We start from the raw sequence: 4427 nt of genomic DNA on the forward strand, positions 1-4427 counted from the left end.
AATGGGATTGGATATTGTTGATGTACCAGGTGTCACCGTAAATAGATTCTGTGCTTCGGGCTTAGAGACTATTGGTGTTGCCGCAGCTAAAATTCAAGCTGGTATGGCCGATTGTATTATCGCCGGTGGTGCTGAAAGTATGAGTTCTGTTCCTATGACAGGTAATAAACCAGAATTAAACTATGACTTGGCAAATTCTGGTCATGAAGATTACTACTGGGGAATGGGTAATACCGCAGAAGCTGTAGCACATGAGTACAAAGTATCTAGAGAAGATCAAGATAATTTTGCTTACAATTCACATATGAAAGCGTTAAAAGCACAAGCGGAAAACCGTTTTCAAAGTCAGATAGCACCTATTGAAGTTGAGGAAACATATTTAGATGCCAATGGAAAGAAAGCACATCGTAAATATACGGTTACCAAAGATGAAGGACCTAGAAAAGGAACTTCGGTAGAGGTTTTAAATAAGCTTCGCCCAGTTTTTGCTGCCGGTGGTAGTGTAACTGCTGGTAACTCATCTCAAATGAGTGATGGTGCAGCATTCGTTTTAATCATGAGCGAAGAAATGGTTAAAGAGTTAAATCTTGAACCTATTGCAAGATTGGTTAATTATGCAGCTGCAGGTGTACCTCCAAGAATTATGGGAATAGGACCTATTGCCGCTATTCCAAAGGCTTTAAAACAAGCAGGATTGAAGCTAAATGATATAGATTTAATAGAATTGAACGAAGCTTTCGCTTCTCAATCTTTAGCTGTAATGCGTGAATTGAACATTAATCAAGATATCGTTAACGTAAATGGTGGCGCTATTGCCCTTGGTCATCCATTAGGGTGTACAGGAGCTAAGTTATCCGTACAGTTATTTGATGAAATGCGTAAGAGAGATATGCAAGGCAAATATGGTATGGTTACCATGTGTGTAGGTACTGGTCAAGGTGCCGCAGGGATATTTGAATTTTTAAATTAAAATTTAGAAGCTAGAGAATAGAAAAGAGATTAAAGAATAATGTTTAATGGCTTTAAGGCATAACTATAGAAATTTGAAAATTTGGAAGTTAGGTATGGAAATAGCTAATGACATATCAGATTTATTAGTAAGTCTTCCTAAGCATGAAAAGTATGATTTAGGCTCACAAATGAGTCGATGTTCAATTTCAATCCCAAGTAATATAGCAGAGGGATCGGCTAGAACAGATAAATCGTTTAGTCATTTTTTAAATATCTCTTTGGGTTCTTCTTTTGAATTAGGAACACAATTATTAATTGCGAATAACAGAAATTATATAACTGATAATAAATTAAAATTACTTGAAGATAAAATTGAAGAATTTCAGAAAATGACAATGGGTTTTCAAAACAGCCTATCTTAATTCTCTTTTCTATTTTCTCAATTCTAACTTCTAAATACTATTAACAACATGAGTACAGATACAGCAAAAAAAGATATTCTTAGAGGAGGACAGTTCCTTGTAAAAGAAACCAATTGTGAAGACGTTTTCACACTTGAAGATTTGAACGAAGAGCAACGCATGATGCGTGAGAGTACCAAAGAATTTGTTGACAGAGAACTTTGGGCACATTGGGAGCGTTTTGAGAATAAAGATTATGCTTTCACTGAAGAAACTATGCGTAAAGCAGGTGAGTTAGGGTTATTGAGTGTTGCTGTACCAGAATCATATGGTGGTATGGGCATGGGCTTTGTTTCTACTATGTTAGTATGTGATTATATTTCTGGGGCTACTGGTTCTTTCAGTACTGCCTTTGGTGCGCATACAGGTATTGGTACAATGCCAATTACCCTTTATGGATCAGAAGAGCAAAAGCAAAAATATGTTCCAAAATTAGCTTCAGGAGAGTGGTTTGGTGCTTATTGCCTTACCGAGCCAGGTGCTGGTTCTGATGCAAACTCAGGAAAAACTAAAGCTGTTCTTTCTGAAGATGGTAAGTCTTATAGTATTACAGGTCAGAAAATGTGGATTTCAAACGCAGGTTTCTGTAACATGTTTATTGTATTTGCTCGTATTGAAGATGATAAAAACATTACTGGTTTTATCGTTGAAAATGACCCAAGTAACGGAATCACTTTAGGTGACGAGGAAAAGAAATTAGGTATCCACTCCTCTTCTACTCGTCAGGTATTCTTCAATGAAACAAAAGTTTCTGCTGAGAATATGCTTTCTACTAGAGGAAACGGATTTAAAATTGCAATGAACGCTTTAAATGTTGGTCGTATTAAATTAGCGGCTGCATGTTTAGATGCACAAAGAAGAGTAATTGGTGAAGCTACTAAATATGCTAACGAGCGTATTCAGTTTAAAACCCCAATTATGAACTTTGGCGCTATTAAGTCTAAGATCGCTGATATGGCTACCAGTGTTTATGTTGATGAATCTGCGAGTTATAGAGCTGCTAAAAATATTGAAGACCGTATTGCAATTCGTGAAGCTGAGGGTAATACACACCAAGAAGCTGAATTAAAAGGTGTTGAAGAATATGCAATTGAATGTTCTATTCTTAAAGTAGCTGTTTCTGAAGATTGTCAGAATACCACTGATGAAGGAATCCAAATTTTTGGTGGTATGGGCTTTAGTGCAGATACACCTATGGAATCTGCATGGAGAGATTCAAGAATTGCTCGTATTTATGAAGGTACCAACGAAATTAACAGAATGTTGGCGGTAGGTATGCTTGTAAAAAAAGCTATGAAAGGCCATGTTGATCTTTTAGGTCCTGCTACTGCTGTTGGTGAAGAGTTAATGGGTATTCCTTCTTTTGATACTCCAGATTTTTCAGAATTATTTGCTGAAGAAAAAGACATCTTAAAACGATTAAAAAAGGTATTTTTAATGGTTGCTGGTTCTGCCGTTCAAAAATACGGACCAGAACTAGAAAAACACCAACAATTAATGTTGGCGGCATCTGATATTCTTATTGAAGTATATATGGCAGAATCTGCTTTATTACGTACAGAGAAAAATGCAAAACGTTTTGGCGAAGAGGCACAAGCTACACAAATAGCTATGTCTAGATTATATTTGTTCAATGCAACTGAAACTATCATTAATAAAGGAAAAGAAGCTATTGTTTCTTTTGCTGAAGGTGATGAGCAAAGAATGATGCTAATGGGGCTTAAACGTTTTACGAAATATACAAACTACCCTAATGTAGTTGCCTTACGCACACAAATTGCGGATAAGGTTGCTGCAGATAACGGTTATACGTTTGACTAATTCAGATTACCTTTTGTTGTTTGGTAACTTGAATATTAAACCGTCCCAATTGGGGCGGTTTTTTTGTTTGGTAAACATTCATATTGAGACTACTTTTAAAGCATGAACAAGAAATTACTAGAACAAGTTTATAATACATCCGATTTTAATTCAAACGGACATCATTTAATTGACCAATTGACTTCACATTTAGAGGATAAGCTAAATGATTCTTCCCGAAATGCCATTAATTGGAACAATCCTGATAATGAACTAGAATTTTGGAGAAATTTTTTATCTAAAGGAGATAGTAAAGACTTGTTCAAAGAAATTACTAATAGAACTACACATATACACCACCCACATTACATTGGTCATCAAGTGAGTCCGCCTGCTCCAATAACCGCATTAACAAGTTTAATCAGCGCTTTGTTAAATAATGGAACAGCGGTTTACGAAATGGGAATGTCCTCAAATGCAATAGAGCGAATTATTATAGAACTTATATGCCAGAAAATTGGCTTCAATGATTTTTCGGGAGGATTTTTAACTTCTGGAGGAACCCTGGCCAACCTAACTGCATTGTTAAGCGCTAGAAAAGCCATTACAAAACAAGATATTTGGAATGAAGGCAGCAAAAATAAATTGGGAATTATGGTGAGCGAAGAAGCACATTATTGCGTTGACCGTGCAGCTAGAATTATGGGACTAGGTGAACAAGGCATCATTAAAGTACCTGTCACAGAAGGTTTTAGCATGAATACCGATATGCTAGAAACCAAATTTAAAGAAGCAACTGAAAATGGTATAGAAGTATTTGCCATTGTTGGTAGCGCACCTTCTACTGCAACAGGAATATTCGATAATCTAAAAATTATAGGTGAGTTCGCTAAAAAACATCATATCTGGTTCCATGTTGACGGTGCCCATGGTGGAGCGGGAATTTTTTCTAAAAAATATCAGCACACTCTTAATGGTATTGATAAGGCTGATTCTGTTGTCATTGACGGGCATAAAATGATGATGATGCCAGCATTGACCACTGCCCTTCTCTTTAATGATGAAGTAAACGCTAAAACAACGTTTAGTCAAAAAGCAGATTATTTATTGTCAGACTCTGAGCATGAAGATTGGTACAACTCTGGTAAACGTACATTTGAGTGTACCAAAAACATGATGAGTATTCACTGGTTTACGCTTTTAAAATTATATGGT

General features: G+C 36.2%; 4 protein-coding genes. All 4 read left to right on the plus strand.

Annotated features, from left to right (window positions below; genetic code table 11):
- Nucleotides 1-970, plus strand: a 970-nt coding sequence (locus ABJI11_RS00210) for an acetyl-CoA C-acyltransferase (protein ID WP_348348416.1), incomplete at its 5' end; no start/stop codon positions are given.
- A 46-nt stretch (nt 971-1016) separates the two neighbouring features.
- Nucleotides 1017-1373 (plus strand): four helix bundle protein, encoded by a 357-nt coding sequence (locus tag ABJI11_RS00215; RefSeq protein WP_348348417.1) that lies wholly within the window; start codon nt 1017-1019, stop codon nt 1371-1373.
- Between the two features lie 48 nt (nt 1374-1421).
- Complete coding sequence (locus ABJI11_RS00220) at nt 1422-3233, plus strand: acyl-CoA dehydrogenase family protein (protein WP_348348419.1); 1812 nt, start codon at nt 1422-1424, stop codon at nt 3231-3233.
- A 102-nt stretch (nt 3234-3335) separates the two neighbouring features.
- Nucleotides 3336-4427 (plus strand): aminotransferase class V-fold PLP-dependent enzyme (locus ABJI11_RS00225; protein WP_348348420.1); only part of this gene is annotated, 1092 nt, incomplete at its 3' end.

Source organism: Maribacter sp. (assembly GCF_039968975.1).
Lineage (GTDB): Bacteria > Bacteroidota > Bacteroidia > Flavobacteriales > Flavobacteriaceae > Maribacter.